Here is a 15,380-nt window from a genome sequence, read left to right as displayed (position 1 = left end):
ATGCCATGCAACGCCGCGCGTTTTTGAAGCAAGCCGCTCTGGGCGCCGCGGGCAGCGCCGCACTGGCCGCCCCGGTCTACGCGCAGGATGCGCCCACAATCGCGTGGCGGCTGGCATCCAGCTTTCCCAATGAGTCGCCGACGTTGCTGGCGGGCGCCGAGGACGTCGCGCGCTACGTGGCCGAGGTCACGGACGGCCGCTTCACCATCGACATTTTCCCGGCGGGCGATCTTGTGGAATCCGGCCAGGTGCTCGATGCCGTGCAGCATCGCGTTGTCGAGTGCGGCCACACGGCATCCACGCGTTACTTCGATATTGATCCCGCGCTATGTTTTGATGCCGGCGTGCCGTTCGGCCTGAACACGCGCCAGATGAATGCCTGGATGTTGCAAGGCGAAGGCCTGGCGCTGACCCGGGTGCTGTTCGACAAGTACAACATCCTGAACTTTCCCTGTGGGTATACCGGCGCGCAAATGGGCGGCTGGTTCCGGGGCGAAATCAAAAACGTTGACGATTTGCGCGGCCTGAAAATCAAGGCCGGCGGCTTCGCGCGCCATGTGCTGGCGCGCTTGGGCGCGACACCGGTCGACGTGCCGGTCTCGGAAAGCTATGCGGCGCTAGAGCAGGGCACGGTGGACGCGGTCGCGTGGATTGGTCCGTACGACGACGAAAATCTTGCGCTCTATAAAGTGGCCCGGAACTATTACTTTCCCGGCTGGTGGGCGGGCACCTTGCAGCTATCGCTATACGTCAACCAGGACGCTTACGATGAGCTGCCCAAGCCCTATCAATCGGCGCTGGCTTTGGCGTGCAGAATGGCCACGGGCAACATGATCGCCAAGTACGACGCGGGCAATCCCGATGCGTTGCGCCGGCTGGTATCCCGAGGCGCGCAACTGAAGGCGTTTCCGAAGCCTGTCTTGCAGGCATGCTACGAGGCATCGATGGCGGCCTATAAAGAGATGAGCGCCAAGGACCCGATGTTCAAAAAGCTCTACGACAGCATGACCGCTTTTCGCGACAAGGAAGTGCCGTGGTTCCGCGTGGCCGAAGGCAGTTTCGACAATCTGCTTGCCACTTTGGGCCAGCCTGCTGCCTGAACGCGGCTTGCCCGCGCGGCAGATATACTGAATCGTCATGCCGCGATGGGCGGCACAGGTAATGAGTTCCATGCGCACACGCATCAAAATCTGCGGATTGACCCGCGAACAAGACATCGACGCCGCCGTCTCGGCCGGCGTCGATGCGATCGGCTTCGTCTTCTATGCCAAGAGCAGGCGCTGCCTGACGCCCACGCGCGCCGCGCAACTGCGCCGTGCCGTGCCGGCGTTCGTCGATGTCGTGGCCCTGTTCGTGAACCCCGACCCGGCCGATGTGCAGGCGGTGCTGGACCAGGTCGGTCCTGAACTGCTGCAATTCCACGGCGATGAAACGCCGCAGGATTGCGCGAGATACGGCCACCGTTTTCTGCGCGCCTTCCGGGCGGGCGCCCCGGGTCTGGATACCGCCGAAGGTCTGGCCACGCACTGCCGCGCCTACGGTGAAGCGGCGGGGTGGTTGTTCGATAGCTACAGCGCGGGCTACGGCGGCAGCGGCCATGGTTTTGACTACGCGTTGCTGGATGACGTCCGCGCTAATCCGGTGTCGCGCCCGCTGATCCTGTCGGGTGGTTTGAACGGCGACAACGTCGGCCAAGCCATCGAATTGGTCAGGCCGTGGGGCGTGGATGTGAGCAGCGGCGTCGAGGTCGAGCAAGGAATAAAAAGTTCTGATAGAATCTCGTTCTTCGTTGATGCAGCCCACGCCGCAGACACGAAGTTGAAGGGAAAAAGTAGTGCTTGCAGGTGAAGTTTCTGGCCAGAGTTTCGGTTCGCTCCAATCCGATGCGCAACCCCAATCCGGCCCGTTTGTTAGTTCAAACGTTGATGCTTCAAACGCAATAAAAACAGCAAAAAATCTTTTAAGACGATTTGCACAGTTTAAAAAAGCACTATATAATTCTTCTTCTTTGCAGGCGGTTAGCTCAGTTGGTTAGAGCGCCACGTTGACATCGTGGAGGTCGTTGGTTCGAACCCAATACCGCCTACCAGATTCCTGCAAAGCAGTGCCAAGCACTGTGTAGCAATGCCTAGAAAGCCGCGTAAGTCTTTGACTTCGCGGCTTTTTTGCATTCTGCGCCGCTAATGCCACCCACAGCCACAACGGGTGCCAGCAGATTTACGGGTGGGAATACGGGTGGTTGAATCGGATAATGGTGGGCCCCCAATTCCTCATTTCCGGCGTTGGACGCGCAGCTATCTAGAAAATCCGAACCCACCGTAGGGAGTCTGGAGTGTTGAAAAAAAGCGAGACATTGACCCACGTTGATTGGGCCATCTTTGGTTTGGCACTTCTCTTGCTTGCGCCGCCCGTGTTGGTAATTGTTTTCCTGAATAAGTCCAGCGTGTCGGCATTTGTGATTTCCGAGGCCGGGCGGTCGCACTTTCTATCTTATTGCTCGTTTTGGCTCGCAGCGATGGCCGGACTGACAGCCGGCCGCGGCGTAGTGAGACATCAGCGTGGCACGCCTAAAGCGGAACTGGCTGTCGCGTCGATACAGGATTACATCGAAAGCGCCGTGTTGCTGGTCAGTTCTGCGTGCGCATTGGCGCTGACCGCGCTCGATGAGCCACTGCCTCATCGCGCTTTCTTGATGCTGTTGACGTCGTATCCCATCATCTACGGTGGATATCTATTCACTTTGAAAATATGGGAGAAGCAGCGCCGGAAAAGGAACAAGGCATTTTCCTTGGCATCCATCGGCCTGCGCCATTCGCGGCGGTCTTTCCTGATCGCTGCCTGCATTGGGGTCGCGGGGCTTTGGATCATGGACCAGCTCTACCTTCCGAGCTTGATAACGTAAATCAAGTTATGCAAGATTCGCCCAGACTCGTAGCACTTACGACCTAAAGAAATGCCCCGGCTAAAAAACCGGGGCATTTCTTTTTGCGAGGCAGAGTTAACCAAGTGTTCGCCAGATACCGGTCGTGTCACCTGGCAGTTCATGCATTCATATTGGCTTTCAATTGCTAGGCAGCCGCAAGAATATGCAGGCGCCTGATGCATAACCCGTTATATGCTGCCTTGCGGCGAGGTTTACGCTTGCGGTTCGCTTGGCGTCGAATGTGCGTTCTTGATCACGCCGCGAATATTCAGCGCCGCTAGCCCGACTTGCAGCGCGATCAGTGCGAACGCGCCATCGTGCATGCCCCATGCGATCCACAGCACATTGCTCAGCAGGAATACCCAGAATCCTGCCTTGCGTTTGCCTGGACCTTGCGAGGCAACGAGCCAAGCCGCCGCAAGCGACGTGACCATGGCCGGCCATTGAAGAAAATCCCACATCGCTTCCATCTGGCGCGTCCAGGGTCAATACCAAGTCAGCCGGTGCCGGCAGGAAATCAGGGCAGACTTAATCAATCAATTCCGGGCGTCTGCTGCGGGTCCACACCGGGCATCGGGTTGGGAATGCTATCGGGCGGCCAGGGTTTGCCGTCCTTCCCGCCGGATTTCGACGGGGCGTCTTTGCCTTCATCCTTTCTTTTGGCGGGCGGGATCTCGGCGGGGTGCGGGTCGCGTTGTTGGTCGGACTGTTGGTCGGATTTTTGGCTGGCGTCAGGGGAATTCATGGTTTGCTCCTAGCTGATTTTCTTAAGCAGCCTGGCTACACGCGCGATGCCGCCTGTGCCGCTTGCGGCGCGTCCGATGAGTGCCGTGCCGGCTGCCGTGAAGGCCATTCGTCTGAACACGGTGGTGCCCCGCATGCCGGCCACGAGCAGCCAGGCGCCAAGCCCGAAGACCAGCAGATGTTCACCTGGAAAGTCTGGCCGGCTTGCGTCGATGTCTTTCAATTCCTGTATCAGCGATCGATCCCCGCGAGCGGGAACGTCGGCTTCGGCGATGGCGTCGGATTTCATTGGGGTCTCCCGGGTTCGATGAGCCGGATATTCAGCAAGTGCCATGCCACGCAGGCTGAGTTCAGGCCCAGCGCAAATTTTGCCGAGCCAGCAAAAAAAAGCCCCGCCAAGCGGGGCAAATCCACGGATCAGGTGGTTGTCGCCGCAGCGGCAGGGGGAGTGCCGGTGTCGCCATGCTTGACCCGAATGGCGACCACCGCCGCGGCGTGGCTGTTCAGCAATTCGCGTGCCCGATGGGCGCGCGCGCCGCTACCCCTCATTGCCTTGGGTATTTTCGCTGGCGTCGCTCGGGTTGACGGGGGGCGGCTTGACCGGTGGTTGGGGGGATTTATCGGCCGGCCTTGCAGGTTCGGGCGCTTTGGAGGGGGGCGTGGCAGACGCGGAGATGTTCATGCTGCTGACCTTGAAGATAGGAATGCGAGCCGAGGCAGCAAAACTCATGCCGAAAGAAGCATGCCGGGAAGGCGCTTTCCGAAAGGGGTATGCCGACAGATGCATCCCGAAACGCGTATCCCGCAAGACAGGCTACGCGGCGACACCGACGGCACAGGTTGGGAAAGAGACTTGCTGATCCGTCGATGACAATCCAAAAAAGCGCCTCACCCACGGAGGATTTCGAAAATGATGATCGAAGTTTTTCAGCATACCGACGGCCATTGGAGTTTTCGGCGCATCGCTTTGCTAGGCGTGGAAGAAGACGCCGGGCATTACCCCACGCGGGATGAAGCCGTTGCCGCCGCCAGTCTTAAATACCCAGGCGAGTCGGTATCTACCGTTGAGGCGACGACGGACCCCGCGACTGGCAAGCTTCGGTCGGATTGACACGGCGTCGTTCGGGCCGTGGCCCGGGGCTGTCTCGGGGGCGTTATCTCGGCGTTATCTGATAAGGTCCGGGTACGTTCCCCAATGCCTAGCCCATGCATAACGTCTTGAAGCCCATCGTCTTGATCCCCGCCCTGTGGCTCGCCGGATGCGCGATTACGCCACCGCCGGAAAAGCCGGTGCAATCGCGCCTGGACGAGCTGCCCATGTATGGCGGCATGGACCGGTCAGCCGCCGCTGAACTTCAAGCCAGTGACAAAAAGCTCATCGCGGATGCGACTCGCGCATTTGGTTCTGCGGAAAAGGCGTCGCAGGCGTGGGTCGGGCAGGGATACCGCTTCTATCAGTCAGACCAGTTGGGCATGGCGATGCGGCGCTTCAATCAGGCGTGGCTGCTGAACCCCGACAACCCAGAGGTCTACACCGGCTTTGCCGCGGTGCTGCACGACCAGGGGAAATATTGCCAGGCCATGAGCATGATGGACCAGGCGATCAGCCATGATCCGCCTACGTTCCAAGGCATTTATGCGGACGCCGGGCGCATTGCCGCGCGCTGCGCGGCGGACGATAAGACCTTGCCGCCCGAAGCCCGGGTGGCGGCAACGGCCCGTTCCGATGAGTGGTACCGCAAGGGCGAAGCCGTGGAGCCGGACAAGGGCTATCTGTATGCGTCGTGGGCAACGGCATATTACTGGCGTGGCCAGTATGACCAGGCGTGGGCGATGGTCGTCAAGTCTCGTGCAGCGGGCGGTAACCCCAGCCCGAGATTCATGGACATGCTGCGCGCCAAGCAGCCGGAACCCCGGTCGTAACCGTTGCCGCGCGTCTGCCTGCTCGGCTCCGGCCCCGCATTTGCGATATTCTGCTGACCATCATGATCAAAGCTCTATGGTTGGCGTTGGGCTGCGTGATGCTGGCACTGGGCGTCATCGGCGCGTTCCTGCCGGTCATGCCGACGACGATATTTCTGATTCTTGCCGTGGGCTGCTTCTCGCGGTCGTCGCCGCGTTTGGAAAAGTGGCTGCTGGATAGCCCCACCTACGGCCCGGCGCTGCGCACGTGGCGCGAGCAGGGCGCGGTGTCGCGCAAGGGCAAGACGTATGCCTGCCTGGGCATGGCGGTGGGTTACGCGGTGTTCTGGTGGAGCGCGCATCCGTCGTGGCCGTTGGCCGCGGGCGTTGGTCTCTTCTTTATTGCCAGCGCGGCCTACGTGCTGAGCCGCCCGGCGCCAAAAGCGGCTGATTCCCCCGATCGGTTCGGCCAACGGTCAGGCGATTGATATCTCCTTGAAAGACACCGGTTTGGCGTAACGCAGCGAAATGGTTCGCGCCATTTCGCCTGCTCGCAGCGGGCGCCTTCTCTGATGTAATGCCCCACAGTCGGGCTGTTCAAGCAGCGGCGCATCGTTCCGAAGGCGCCCATGGTCCGGGCAAGGATGCGTCATGTTGAACAAGCGTCGGGAACTTCTATTTGCGGCCATGTCGGGGGCGGCGCTGGGATGGGCGAGTCCGACGTCCGCCGCCGCCACGCTGAGCACGCAGCAAGAGACCTTGGACCTGTGGCCGGGCAATCGCGCGCCTGACGGGCGCGGCCCGGAAGGGCCTGAGCAGGTCAGCGCCAAGGGTTCCATCACGCAGGTGTCGCGGCCACGTCTGGTGGTCTACCGCCCGGCGCAACCCAACGGTACGGCGGCGCTGGTGATTGCCGGCGGCGGCTACGCGCATATCGAATGCGGGACGGAAAGCACGCCCACTTGCCTATGGTTGCAGGCGCAAGGCGTGACCGCGTTTGAGCTGGTGTATCGCCTGCCGGGCGAGCATTGGCCAGCGATCGCGCCTTTGCAAGACGGGCAGCGCGCATTGCGGGTGATCCGGGCGGCGGCAGGGCGGTTTGGTCTGGATGGCGGGCGTATCGGCGTAATCGGTTTTTCCGCCGGCGGGCATCTGGCGGGCTTTACCGCGGCCACGCCCACCGTGCCGCATTACGCTGCGGTGGACGCTGCCGACAGCATGTCGTCGCGCCCCGATTTTGCAGCGCTGATCTACCCGGTGCTGACCTTCATGCCGCCGTTTGACCACACCCATGCGCGCCGCGAAATTGTGGGCGAACATCCCACGGCCGAGCAAAGCGCGGCGTACTCGGTGGATCATCTGGTGACGGCGCAGATGCCGCCGGTATTCCTGGCGCAAGCGCAGGACGACCCGATCTCGCCCGTCGATAACAGCCTGCTGATGTTCAACGCGCTGCGCCGGGTGGGCGTGCCCGCCGAGATGCACATCTTTCCCCAAGGCAGGCATGGCTGGGGGCTGGGCAAACCAGGCACGCGCGTGCATGCCTGGCCGGACTTGTTCACAGCGTGGCTGGCGTACAACCAGTCAATGTGAATGCCGGGGGTCGCCCCGCGTTTCAATCACCTTCAGATAGAGCGTGGCCGGTTCCAGGCAGCCGCCGGTGGATAGTTGGCCGACCAGTTGCCGATAAAGCTCTTGCCACGGTGTTTGCGAGGCGGGCGCCTGATACGGGGGTTCTTGTTTGCGCCGCGCCATTTCGGCGTCATCCACCAAGGCCGTGACGCTGCGTTGATTCAAATCGACGCGGATCTTGTCGCCCGTGCGCAGCAGCGCCAGGCCGCCGCCCACGGCCGCTTCGGGTGACATGTTCAGAATGGACGGGCTGGCCGACGTTCCGCTTTGCCGGCCGTCGCCCAGGCAGGGCAGGGAATCCACGCCGCGCTTGATCAGGTGTGACGGCGGTGCCATGTTGACGACTTCGGCGCTGCCCGGGTAGCCCACCGTGCCCGCGCCGCGTATCACCAGAATGCAGTGCTCGTCGATGTTCAGCGCAGGGTCTTCGATGCGCGCGTGATAGTCCTCGGGGCCTTCGAACACGATGGCGCGCGCTTCGAACGCGTTCTCGGAACCGGGTTCGGACAAGTAGGCGCGGCGGAAGGCTTCGCCCACGACCGACATCTTGATGATGGCGCTGTCGAAGAAATTGCCCGACAGCACGATGAAGCCCGCGCGATGTTTCAGCGGCGCATCGCAGGTGCGAATCACGTCGGCGTCTCGCGTCTTGGCAGCCGAAGCAATGTCGCCAATCGTCTTGCCGGACACGGTGGGGCAGTCGGCATGCAGGCGCCCGGCGACCAGCAATTCATGCATGACGGCCGGCACGCCGCCCGCACGGTGGAAGCCTTCTCCCAGATGCTCGCCGGCTGGCACGCAGTTGACCAGCAAGGGTACGTCTTCGCCCAGCCGCTGCCAGTCGTCCAGGCTTAGGTCGATACCGGCGTGCCGGGCCATCGCAATCAGGTGAGGCGGACAGTTGGTGGACGCGCCCAATGCCGAGGCCACCACGATGGCGTTTTCAAACGCTTGCCGCGTCAGGATGTGCGACGGCCGCAAGTCTTCGCGCACCATGTCGCAGATGCGCAAGCCCGTGGCATAGGCCATTTGCGCGCGTTCCCGGTAGGGCGCCGGGATGCTGGCGCAGGTGGGCAGCGACATGCCCAGCGCTTCGGCCAGCGAGTTCATGGAGAGCGCGGTGCCCATGGTGTTGCAGTGGCCCACCGATGGCGATGACGCCGTGGCCAGCGTCATGAAGCCTTCGTAGTCCAGCTTGCCGGCCGCCATCAAGTTGCGCGCATGCCAGATGACGGTGCCTGACCCCACCCGCTGGCCGTCGTGCCAGCCGTCCAGCATCGGGCCGCCCGACAGCACGATGGCGGGCAGGTCGACCGTGGCGGCGGCCATCAGACAGGCGGGCGTGGTCTTGTCGCAACCGGTCGTCAAGACCACGCCGTCCAGCGGATAGCCGTGCAGAATTTCAACCAGGCCCAGATAGGCCAGGTTGCGATCCAGCGCCGCCGTGGGCCGCCGCCCCTGTTCGGCCAGCGGATGCACGGGGAACTCCATCGGAATGCCCCCCGCGTCCCGGATACCCGCCTTGATGCGTTCAGCCAGCGCCAGGTGATGGCGGTTGCAGGGCGCCAGGTCGCTGCCGGTCTGGGCGATGCCGATGATCGGCCGTCCGGATTGCAGCTCCTGCCGCGTCAGGCCGTAGTTCAGATAGCGCTCGACATAGATCGCCGTCATGTCGGCGTGAGACGGATCGTCGAACCATTTCTGGCTGCGTAACTTGCGGGGTGTCTGAGACATGAGAGGCTCGCTTGCTTCACTTGCGTCAATCGGGAGGCGTCAGTTGCGCGCCTTCTGGATCTCGTCGTTCAACTGCTTGACGAGGTCAGGGCCGAGTTCCTGCGTGTACTTGTCCACCACGGGCTGCACCTTTTGCCGCATGCGCGCCACTTCTTCGGGCGTGACGGTATTGATCTTCATGCCGGCTTGCTCAAGCGTGGTCATGGCCTTGGTGGAATCGGCGCGGCTGTCTTTGCGTTCAAAATCACGCGACGCCGCAGCGGCTTGCCGAATCAGTTTCTGTTCGTCAGGCGACAGGGTGTCCCACCATTTCTTGGACGCCAGCACCACCCACGGCGTGTAGACGTGGCGCGTGATGGTCAGGAAGGGCTGCACTTCATAGAACTTGCTGCTCTGGATAGTGGTGATGGGGTTTTCCTGGCCGTCGACCGTGCGGGTTTCCAGCGCGGTGAACAATTCCGAGAACGGCATGGGCACGGCGTTGGCGCCCAGCGTGTTGAAGACCCCCAGCGCGATCTGGTTCTGCATGACGCGCAGCTTGATGCCTTGCAGGTCTTCCGCGCGCGTGATGGGGCGCTTGGAATTGGTCATGTTGCGAAAGCCGTTTTCCCAATAGACCAGGCCGACCAGGCCCTTGGCTTCCAGCTTCTTCATCAGGTCTTGGCCCAAGGGGCCATCAAGCACCGCGTCGGCTTCCTTTTCGCTGTTGAACAGGAAGGGAAGGTCGAACACGCCGAATTCCTTCACCATGCCCGCCAAAGGCGCGGTGGACCCCACCATCATTTCCTGCGCGCCGCCGGCCAGCGCGCCTTGCATCTGTTCGTCAGAGCCCAGGTTGGCCGAGCCGAACGTCTTCATCTTCAGCTTGCCATCGCTGACTTTTTCCAGCTCTTGCGCCAGGAAGCGCGCGGCGCGGCCCTGGACGCTTTCTTCATTCAGGCCGTAGCCAAAACGGATCAGGCGCGGCTTGACGTCGGCCGCCGCGGCCACGCCGGCAACAGCGCAGGACAGCGCCGTCGCCAGCACAAGTAGACGAGTCTTGAATTGGGTGATCATGGTGCTCCTCCTTGGGGTTTTTCTATGCCGCTAGTGCAACCAGCGTGCGGGTACGGTGATCAGTTCAGGGAAGATCACCAGCAGGACCAGCAGCAGCGTGTAGGCCACAACGTAGCGCCACACGCCTCTGCAGATGGTTTCCATATTGATGCGGGCCACGCCGCAGACCACGTTCAGCACCGTGCCGACGGGCGGGGTCAACAGGCCCACGCTGCCCACCATGACGAACATGACGCCGAAGTAGACGGGGTCGATGCCCGCCTTGATGACGACGGGCATGAGCACCGGGCCAAGAATCAGGATGGTGGGCGTCAGGTCCATCACCGTGCCAACGACTGTCAGCAGAATCAGCAGCGCGAACATCAGCAGCTTGGGCTGGTCCATCACGGGTTCCAGCAGCGCGATCAGGTCCTGCGGCATGTCGGCCAGCGTGATCATGTAGGACGACACCATGGCGGCCGCCACCAGAAACATGACGACGGCAGTGGTGCGCGCGGCGTTGACGAACAGCGGCGCCAGGTCGCGCAGGCCGATCTCGCGGTAGACGAACAGGCTGACCAGCAATGCGTAGACGGCGGCGACGACGGCGGCCTCGGTGGGCGTGAAGACGCCGCCGCGCAAGCCGCCGATGATGATCACGGGCAGCATCAGCGCCCAAAGCGAATCGCGCAGCGCCTTCAGGCGGCTGGCCCATGGCACGCGCGGTGACGGCTTGATGCTGCCGTGCTTGCGCGCCACCCACGCCCACACCGCGATCAGCGTCAGGCCCATCATCAGCCCGGGGGCGATGCCGGCGAAAAATAGCTTGGTGATGGAGACGTTGGTGGCAACGCCGAAGATGATGAAAGAGATGGATGGCGGAATGATGGGGGCGATGATGCCGCCCGCGGCGATCAGCCCGGATGCCTGGCCGGCCTCATAGCCTTTCTCGCGCAGCATCGGGATCAGCAGCGAACCCAGCGCGGCGGCGTCCGCCACGGCCGAGCCCGACAATGACGCCAACAGCACGCTGGCGAAGATGGCGACATAACCCAGGCCGCCCTGGATGTGTCCCACAAACGAGGTGGCCAGATTGACGATGCGGCGCGAAATGCCGCCGGCGTTCATCAGTTCACCGGCCAGCATGAACAGCGGCACCGCCATCAAGGTGAAGCTGTTGGCGCCCGTAAGCATGTTCTGCGCCAGGATTTGCGTGTCGTAGAAGTCCAGCTGGAACATCATGGCCAGAGCGCTGAGCAGCAGCGCAAAGGCAATCGGCATGCCCAGGGCGATCAGCCCCAGCAGCACAAGCAGGAAGACGGTCAGGATCATTGCGGGTGTCCGGGCGGGAAGGGGGCTGTTGGGGGGCTGTAGTCGGGATCAGACCAAGGGATCTTCGGGGCTGGACTCGGCGGGCAAGGGGCCGCCCATCAAGACCCGTATCAGGTCGATCACCGTCAGCACGCCCATGGCGACGGCTGCGTACAGTGCCGCGGTGTTGAACACCGCCAGGCGCATGCCCGTGACAGGCAGCACCGTGTCCATGCCAATCACGGTCTGCACCCAGCTGCCTTGCGCCATCAGCCACAGCACCCACAGCACCAGCAATTGGCAGAACACGTGGGACACGCGGCGTGCACGCGGGCCGAATCGCTCGACCAGCATCGTGACGCCAATGTGCTGGTGGTCGCGCAGCGCAATGACTGCGCCCAGAAAGATCATCCAGACGAATGCCAGGCGGGCGACTTCGTCTGACGCGTTGATGCCGGAATTGAACAGGTAGCGCAGGGCGACGTTGCCGAACAGCAGCACGACCATGACGATCAGACAGGCCACCATCAGCCATGTCTGCAAGGTGAAACACCAGTCGGCGGCGCGGGCCAAAGGCGTACCGCCCGGCCGGCCCGAAGGGCTTGCGTGCATTGTTGTCTCCTATCCGTTTCCCGGAATTTTTTGGATTATGCTGTGGCGAATGTTAGCGCTAACATTTTCTATTTGGCAAGCCCCATTTGTTGCGTCAGACTACGCGCTTCCCATCCCACGCTGCGAGGGCCAATGTCCGTTCGTAAACCCCGAAGCACCCGCGTTGGCCGCGTCACCATGCAGGACGTGGCGCGCCGGGTGGGCGTCAGCGCCATCACGGTTTCGCGCGCCTTGCGCACGCCGGACAAGGTCGCGGAAACGCTGCGGATGCGTATTGCGCAGGTGTGCCAGGAATTGGGGTATGTCCCTAACCACGCCGCCAGCGCGCTGGCGTCGGCGCGGTCGCAGACCATCGTGGTGCTGATCCCGTCGTTGAGCAACGTGGTGTTCGTGGACATCATCACGGGCATCAAAGACGTGCTGGACCGCCACGGTTATCACATGCTGATTGGCGTGACGGGTTATTCGCCGGACGCGGAAGAAGCCTTGGTGCGCAAGTATTTGCAGCATTCGCCCGATGGGCTGATCTTGACGGGCATCGACCACAATCCCGGCGTTTGGGCGCTGTTGCGCGCGCAGCATATTCCCACCGTCCATACGATTGAAACGCTGTCGGACGGCGAGGACATGAGCGTCGGATTTTCTCAATTCGACTCCGGCTACGCGGCCTGCCGGCATCTGGCCGAACGGGGGCATCGGCGAGTGGCCATCGTGGGGGCGCAGCTGGACCCGCGTTCTTTGCGCCGTTGCGAAGGCGCGCGGCAGGCGTTGCGCGATGCCGGCTGCTACGACGAAGCGCTAGAAATCATGACGCCGGAAAAATCGTCCATCAGCCTGGGCGCGTCGTTGATGGAAGACCTGCTGGCGCGGCATCCTGATTGCGACGCCGTGTTTTTCTGCAATGACGATCTGGCCCAAGGCGCGGTATTTCAATGCGGGCGGCTGGGCGTGGAGGTACCAGGGCAGATGGCCATCATCGGCTTTCATGACTTGGCCGGCACGGCGTGGACGACACCGCCTTTGTCGACGATTGCCACGCCGCGCTATCAGATCGGCGTGTCGGCGGCCGACTTGCTGATGCGGCATTTGGCGGGCGATGACATCGACGAGCGGCATGTGGATCTGGGTTTCGCGCTGGTGCAGCGCGAGACCAGTTGAGTCGGCCGCAGATGCCGCATTGGGTGGTGCGCGATCAGGCTGCCCGGCGCATCGCCAGGAACACGCCTGCCGCCATGATCAAGCTCATGCCCGCCAACGCCAGCGCATCGGGCGGACGCTGAAACCAGAACGTGCTGAACAGCACGGCCAGCAACAGCTGAAAGTAATTCAACGGGGCCAGCGTGGCTGCCGACACCCGTTGGAACGCGGCGATCAGCAGAATCTGCGCCAGCCCGCTGCATGCGCCCAGCGCGATGATGAAGATGGCGTCGGCCAGATCTGGCCAGGGGTCGGGCAAGAAGAACGGCGCAGGCAGCGCCGTGACAATCAGGCAAATGATGGCCGTATAGGCGTACTGAACCGGCCCGGGCACCTTGCCAGACAGCTTGCGTGTCAGCACCTGAAAGATGGCGTAGCTGACGGCCGATACCGCCATCAGCACCGTGCCCAGCAGCGGCAAATCGGCGCCGGGGCGCACGATCAGCAGCATGCCCGCAAAGCCCGCCGCCACCGCCAGCCATTGCACCGGCCGCACGCGTTCACCCAGCAGCCACGGCGACAGCGCCACCATGATCAGCGGGGACGTGAAGTAGATGGCCGTGGCTTCCGATAGCGGCATCCAGATCAGGGCCGTCATGAAGCACGTGGCAACCGTTGCCAGCATGACGCCGCGCAGCACCAGCAACGGCTTTTCCGGCGCATCGCGCAAGCGCACGCCCGCGCCGTGCCGCCACAGCATGAACATGGCCAGCGTGATTACCGCCAGATAGCGCATCACGTTGAGAAAAGGCGCGGGGTAGCGTTCCAGCAGGTGCTTGGACCCGGCATCAAAGGTGGCGAACGCCACCAGCGCGGCAAAGAACAGCAGGATGCCGGCGTTGCGCGTGGCGGCGGGCGCGGGCAGGATCGCAGAGGGGACAGAGGCCATGTGGGGTGAACGCGTCAGGCGCCGGCGTGGCCCATGCCTTGCAGAAACGCGTCCAGCGCGGGGCCGATCGCCTGCACCATGTATCCGCCTTCCTGCACGACAACCGTGGGCAGGCGCAGGCTGGCGACACGGGCGCCGATGTCGCGATAGGCGTCGATGTCCAGCTTCAGGACGCTGATGGGGTCGTCTTTGTAGGTGTCAAAGCCTAAGGCCAATACCAGCGCTTCGGGGGCGTAGCCCGTCAATGCAGTCAATGCCGTGTCCAACGCAGCCAGGAAGGGATCGTTGCCCGAGCCGTGCGCAAGCGGCAGGTTCAGGTTGTAGCCTTCGCCCGCGCCATACCCGCGTTCTTCCGCATAGCCCGTGTAGAACGGGTAATAGGCGCTGGGGTCGGCATGCAGCGACACGGTCATTACATCGGCGCGCTGGTAGAAGATGTTCTGCGTGCCGTCGCCGTGATGCGCGTCCACGTCCAGCACCGCTACTTTGGACCACGTTTGCAGCAAACGGCTTGCCGCCGCGGCGCTGCTGTTCAGGTAGCAGAAGCCGCCCGCGCGGTCACGATGGGCATGGTGGCCCGATGGCCGGCACAGCGCATAGGCCATGCCGTGCGTGCTGGCGACGTGATCGGCGGCCGCCACCGCGCTGTGGGTGGAGCGCAGCGCCGACCGCCATGTGTGCGGGCCGATCGGGCAGGACAGGTCGCTTAAGTAGTAGCCCGTTTGGGCCACGATGGACGGCGACGGGCAAGGGCCGCGGCCGGCTTGTTCGACGCGGCCGTTGTAGTAGGGCGACAGGTTAGGCAGGACCTCGGGGCCGGGGTCCACCCCGGGCGCCTTCAGCGACTGCCAACGTGAATACGCCGTTTCCAGGTAGTTCAGGTAATCGGCACTGTGGATGCTATCCAAAGGCTTGCGGCCGTAGTCCGAGGGCGCTTCAACCTTGATGCCCCGCGACGCCAGCGCGCCTTGCAGGCTTTCCGCGCGGGACGGCAAATCGGTGGGGGCGCTGAGCCGGCCCAGCCGCATGAATTGCTGCGGAGTGTGCAGCAACTGTTCTTCCGAGAAAAACGCCTTCATGATGGTCCTCGCTGACGCGTCAAGCCTGCTTGAGTTCGATCTCGACGAAAACGAATTCGGTATCGCTGGGATTGATGACGTTGTGTTCCACGCCAACCGGTCGATAGTAGGCGATGCCGGTCGTCAGCTGGCTGGTGATCTGGCCATCGGGCGTGTCAAGCAGCAAGGGGCCGGTCGTTTGCGGCACCACCACATAGTTCATGCCATGGCGGTGCCAGCCGGTTTCGCCGCCGGGCGGAAAGCGCCACTCGGTGACGGTGACCATGTCGTTGTCGATCTGCACGGTAGGCACGGCGGCGGGGCGTTGCACGGGGGAATCTCC

The 15,380-nt window shown here is 62.8% G+C and carries 18 protein-coding genes and 1 tRNA gene; 9 read left to right on the top strand and 10 right to left on the bottom strand.

The annotated features are described in order from the left end of the window. The first annotated feature begins 5 nt into the window (after positions 1-5). From AC1DB0_RS13450 to AC1DB0_RS13435, 4 genes are all read left to right on the top strand, one after another. Positions 6-1,100, top strand: coding sequence for a TRAP transporter substrate-binding protein (locus AC1DB0_RS13450; protein ID WP_476757050.1), 1,095 nt, complete (start codon positions 6-8; stop codon positions 1,098-1,100). A 61-nt stretch (positions 1,101-1,161) separates the two neighbouring features. Then, the gene (locus AC1DB0_RS13445) at positions 1,162-1,848 is read left to right on the top strand and encodes a phosphoribosylanthranilate isomerase (protein ID WP_476757049.1); all 687 of its coding nucleotides are present in this window, start codon (positions 1,162-1,164) and stop codon (positions 1,846-1,848) included. Positions 1,849-2,012: 164 nt separating this feature from the next. Then, a tRNA-Val gene (locus AC1DB0_RS13440) sits at positions 2,013-2,089 on the top strand. A 243-nt stretch (positions 2,090-2,332) separates the two neighbouring features. Next, a complete protein-coding gene (locus tag AC1DB0_RS13435) occupies positions 2,333-2,902 on the top strand; it encodes a hypothetical protein (protein ID WP_342066540.1) in 570 nt (189 codons plus the stop codon). Between the two features lie 233 nt (positions 2,903-3,135). Here AC1DB0_RS13435 and AC1DB0_RS13430 read toward each other — a convergent pair whose 3' ends face one another. The 3 genes from AC1DB0_RS13430 to AC1DB0_RS13420 form a co-directional block, all read right to left on the bottom strand. Next, positions 3,136-3,384, bottom strand: coding sequence for a hypothetical protein (locus AC1DB0_RS13430; protein WP_420840116.1), 249 nt, complete (start codon positions 3,382-3,384; stop codon positions 3,136-3,138). 71 nt (positions 3,385-3,455) lie between these two features. Next, positions 3,456-3,668, bottom strand: a complete 213-nt coding sequence (locus tag AC1DB0_RS13425) for a hypothetical protein (RefSeq protein ID WP_476757048.1) — start codon at positions 3,666-3,668, stop codon at positions 3,456-3,458. Positions 3,669-3,677: 9 nt separating this feature from the next. After that, positions 3,678-3,956, bottom strand: a complete 279-nt coding sequence (locus AC1DB0_RS13420; protein WP_441372590.1) for a hypothetical protein — start codon at positions 3,954-3,956, stop codon at positions 3,678-3,680. Positions 3,957-4,577: 621 nt separating this feature from the next. On the opposite strand from AC1DB0_RS13420, the gene AC1DB0_RS13415 reads away from it, so the two are divergent. The 4 genes from AC1DB0_RS13415 (at position 4,578) to AC1DB0_RS13400 (ending at position 7,162) form a co-directional block, all read left to right on the top strand. Further along, positions 4,578-4,778, top strand: a complete 201-nt coding sequence (locus AC1DB0_RS13415) for a hypothetical protein (RefSeq protein ID WP_342066538.1) — start codon at positions 4,578-4,580, stop codon at positions 4,776-4,778. Between the two features lie 95 nt (positions 4,779-4,873). Beyond that, a complete protein-coding gene (locus tag AC1DB0_RS13410; protein WP_346552679.1) occupies positions 4,874-5,590 on the top strand; it encodes a tetratricopeptide repeat protein in 717 nt (238 codons plus the stop codon). 62 nt (positions 5,591-5,652) lie between these two features. Continuing rightward, complete coding sequence (locus AC1DB0_RS13405; RefSeq protein WP_441372592.1) at positions 5,653-6,057, top strand: YbaN family protein; 405 nt, start codon at positions 5,653-5,655, stop codon at positions 6,055-6,057. A gap of 163 nt (positions 6,058-6,220) precedes the next feature. Next, complete coding sequence (locus tag AC1DB0_RS13400) at positions 6,221-7,162, top strand: alpha/beta hydrolase (RefSeq protein WP_476757047.1); 942 nt, start codon at positions 6,221-6,223, stop codon at positions 7,160-7,162. Here AC1DB0_RS13400 and AC1DB0_RS13395 read toward each other — a convergent pair. The 4 genes from AC1DB0_RS13395 to AC1DB0_RS13380 are packed head-to-tail and all read right to left on the bottom strand — an operon-like array spanning position 7,154 to position 11,893. Beyond that, complete coding sequence (locus AC1DB0_RS13395) at positions 7,154-8,935, bottom strand: IlvD/Edd family dehydratase (protein WP_054422349.1); 1,782 nt, start codon at positions 8,933-8,935, stop codon at positions 7,154-7,156. The genes AC1DB0_RS13400 and AC1DB0_RS13395 overlap by 9 nt on opposite strands. Positions 8,936-8,974: 39 nt before the next feature. Next, positions 8,975-9,991, bottom strand: coding sequence for a TRAP transporter substrate-binding protein (locus AC1DB0_RS13390; protein WP_054422348.1), 1,017 nt, complete (start codon positions 9,989-9,991; stop codon positions 8,975-8,977). 30 nt (positions 9,992-10,021) lie between these two features. After that, complete coding sequence (locus AC1DB0_RS13385; protein ID WP_476757045.1) at positions 10,022-11,302, bottom strand: TRAP transporter large permease; 1,281 nt, start codon at positions 11,300-11,302, stop codon at positions 10,022-10,024. Between the two features lie 48 nt (positions 11,303-11,350). Beyond that, positions 11,351-11,893, bottom strand: coding sequence for a TRAP transporter small permease (locus AC1DB0_RS13380; RefSeq protein ID WP_054422346.1), 543 nt, complete (start codon positions 11,891-11,893; stop codon positions 11,351-11,353). A 132-nt stretch (positions 11,894-12,025) separates the two neighbouring features. On the opposite strand from AC1DB0_RS13380, the gene gntR reads away from it, so the two are divergent. After that, a complete protein-coding gene (gntR, locus tag AC1DB0_RS13375) occupies positions 12,026-13,051 on the top strand; it encodes an HTH-type transcriptional regulator GntR (RefSeq protein ID WP_175169834.1) in 1,026 nt (341 codons plus the stop codon). A 34-nt stretch (positions 13,052-13,085) separates the two neighbouring features. On the opposite strand, the gene AC1DB0_RS13370 is transcribed toward gntR, so the two are convergent. From AC1DB0_RS13370 to AC1DB0_RS13360, 3 genes are read right to left on the bottom strand one after another with little or no spacing between them, the layout of a single operon-like run. Further along, entirely contained in the window at positions 13,086-13,979 is an 894-nt protein-coding gene (locus tag AC1DB0_RS13370) for a DMT family transporter (RefSeq protein WP_054422344.1), read from the bottom strand. Positions 13,980-13,993: 14 nt separating this feature from the next. After that, positions 13,994-15,058, bottom strand: coding sequence for a histone deacetylase family protein (locus AC1DB0_RS13365; protein ID WP_447981347.1), 1,065 nt, complete (start codon positions 15,056-15,058; stop codon positions 13,994-13,996). Positions 15,059-15,077: 19 nt separating this feature from the next. Next, positions 15,078-15,368 carry a cupin domain-containing protein gene (locus AC1DB0_RS13360; protein WP_054422342.1) on the bottom strand — a complete coding sequence of 97 codons (291 nt, stop codon included), beginning with the start codon at positions 15,366-15,368 and terminating at the stop codon, positions 15,078-15,080. Positions 15,369-15,380: the final 12 nt, after the last annotated feature.

It is taken from the genome of Achromobacter sp. 10T422 (assembly GCF_056394065.1).
Note: the sequence above shows the minus strand (reverse complement) of the source record. Positions and strands in the feature narration are given on the sequence as shown.

Excerpts from the sequence above, each read along its gene's own strand:
- AC1DB0_RS13410 (WP_346552679.1), top strand. The coding sequence starts at position 4,874 with ATGCATAACGTCTTGAAGCCCATCGTCTTGATCCCCGCCCTGTGGCTC.
- gntR (WP_175169834.1), top strand. The coding sequence starts at position 12,026 with ATGTCCGTTCGTAAACCCCGAAGCACCCGCGTTGGCCGCGTCACCATG.
- AC1DB0_RS13450 (WP_476757050.1), top strand. The coding sequence starts at position 6 with ATGCAACGCCGCGCGTTTTTGAAGCAAGCCGCTCTGGGCGCCGCGGGC.
- AC1DB0_RS13365 (WP_447981347.1), bottom strand. The coding sequence starts at position 15,058 with ATGAAGGCGTTTTTCTCGGAAGAACAGTTGCTGCACACTCCGCAGCAA.
- AC1DB0_RS13370 (WP_054422344.1), bottom strand. The coding sequence starts at position 13,979 with ATGGCCTCTGTCCCCTCTGCGATCCTGCCCGCGCCCGCCGCCACGCGC.
- AC1DB0_RS13425 (WP_476757048.1), bottom strand. The coding sequence starts at position 3,668 with ATGAATTCCCCTGACGCCAGCCAAAAATCCGACCAACAGTCCGACCAA.
- AC1DB0_RS13420 (WP_441372590.1), bottom strand. The coding sequence starts at position 3,956 with ATGAAATCCGACGCCATCGCCGAAGCCGACGTTCCCGCTCGCGGGGAT.
- AC1DB0_RS13385 (WP_476757045.1), bottom strand. The coding sequence starts at position 11,302 with ATGATCCTGACCGTCTTCCTGCTTGTGCTGCTGGGGCTGATCGCCCTG.
- AC1DB0_RS13430 (WP_420840116.1), bottom strand. The coding sequence starts at position 3,384 with ATGTGGGATTTTCTTCAATGGCCGGCCATGGTCACGTCGCTTGCGGCG.
- AC1DB0_RS13390 (WP_054422348.1), bottom strand. The coding sequence starts at position 9,991 with ATGATCACCCAATTCAAGACTCGTCTACTTGTGCTGGCGACGGCGCTG.
- AC1DB0_RS13395 (WP_054422349.1), bottom strand. The coding sequence starts at position 8,935 with ATGTCTCAGACACCCCGCAAGTTACGCAGCCAGAAATGGTTCGACGAT.
- AC1DB0_RS13415 (WP_342066538.1), top strand. The coding sequence starts at position 4,578 with ATGATGATCGAAGTTTTTCAGCATACCGACGGCCATTGGAGTTTTCGG.
- AC1DB0_RS13405 (WP_441372592.1), top strand. The coding sequence starts at position 5,653 with ATGATCAAAGCTCTATGGTTGGCGTTGGGCTGCGTGATGCTGGCACTG.
- AC1DB0_RS13400 (WP_476757047.1), top strand. The coding sequence starts at position 6,221 with ATGTTGAACAAGCGTCGGGAACTTCTATTTGCGGCCATGTCGGGGGCG.
- AC1DB0_RS13445 (WP_476757049.1), top strand. The coding sequence starts at position 1,162 with ATGAGTTCCATGCGCACACGCATCAAAATCTGCGGATTGACCCGCGAA.
- AC1DB0_RS13380 (WP_054422346.1), bottom strand. The coding sequence starts at position 11,893 with ATGCACGCAAGCCCTTCGGGCCGGCCGGGCGGTACGCCTTTGGCCCGC.